This window comes from Mesocryomonas fontinalis (genome assembly GCF_055730125.2).
In genome coordinates this window covers 1-1214 of sequence record NZ_JBUZWG020000023.1, presented here as the reverse complement: position 1 = coordinate 1214, position 1214 = coordinate 1, and the positions used below count along the sequence as shown (strand labels likewise).

Sequence of the window (1214 nt, the reverse complement as noted above, 5' to 3'; positions counted from 1 at the left end):
TTATCACAGGTTAATTATTCGATTATTATTCAAATAATCGTCGCTTATCCGTGAACTATACGGCCCTTTTCGACTTGTTTCAGCGTCGACGCACAACGGGTACGTCCGATCTGGAGTAAATAATATGACTACAACCATTCGCCCCGGCGACGCAGAATATGCGGAAACCGCCGGAACGGCGATAAACGACGCCCGTACGATCATGCTGAACAAGGTTTCCTGGGGGGCCATTTTCGCCGGCGTCGTTGTCGGCCTAATCACCCAGGTGCTGCTAACCATGCTCGGCGTCGGTATTGGAGTTGCAACGCTCGATCCCATGACGTCCGACAACCCAACTGCCTCGTCGTTCAGCATGGGCGCTGGAATTTGGTACGTCCTCTCGGGCATCGCCGCGGCTTATGTCGGCGGTTATATTGCCTCTCGGATGTCGGGCAAGACCGTTGCCACGACCGGAGCGCTGCATGGCCTCACGACCTGGGCATTCACCACTTTGCTGGTGCTGTATATGCTTTCCACTGCAGTCGGGGGCATTGTGGGTGGTGCTTTTTCCGGCGTGACATCGGCAATTGGCGGTCTTGGTCAAACAGCTGCCACTGCAGCAGCTCCTGCCTTGGCGGAGGCTAATCCGCTCGAATCTCTTGAGCAGCAGGTTCGCTCGACCGGCACCGATCCAGAGTCCCTGAACAACGCCGCTATTTCCGCCATGCAGGCGGTAGTTATGGGTGACGAAGCCCAGAAGGCTGATGCCCGCGAGAAAGCTGCGGCAGCCATCGCATCTGCCAAAAACGTTCCCATTGAAGAAGCGCGTACGCAGGTCGAGCAATACGAGACGCAGTACAACCAGGCTGTTGAGCAGGCGAAGGCTGTTACCCTTTCTGCGGCGGATACAGCGGCCTCGGTTATCTCGACTGGTGCAATCCTTGCCTTCGTAGCGCTCGTGCTTGGCGCCATCGCCGGCTGGCTCGGCGGTCGGTCGGGCGTCGTGCATCCGGTTTATGCCGACAGGGTAATTCCTTCGCGTCGCATCGTCTGATCGATGTCACGGGAGGAAGACCGGTCTAATGTGATTCCTCTTGTCGAGGAGACGGTGCGCATCCAGAAAGAGGACGTGGTCACAGGCCACGTCCGGGTACGTACAGTCACCGAAACGGCTGATCACGTGGTCGCCCAAGACCTCGATGCAGAGAGCGTCGAGGTAACTCGCGTAGCCGTAG

At 57.5% G+C, this 1214-nt stretch carries 2 protein-coding genes; both read left to right on the top strand.

The genetic code is table 11. The features are described from left to right. Nucleotides 1–124: 124 nt before the first annotated feature. The gene (locus tag ACZL02_RS24340; protein ID WP_472941268.1) at nucleotides 125–1033 is read left to right on the top strand and encodes a PhnA-like protein; all 909 of its coding nucleotides are present in this window, start codon (nucleotides 125–127) and stop codon (nucleotides 1031–1033) included. A gap of 3 nt (nucleotides 1034–1036) precedes the next feature. Then, nucleotides 1037–1214, top strand: a 178-nt coding sequence (locus ACZL02_RS24335) for a DUF2382 domain-containing protein (RefSeq protein ID WP_472941269.1), incomplete at its 3' end; no start/stop codon positions are given.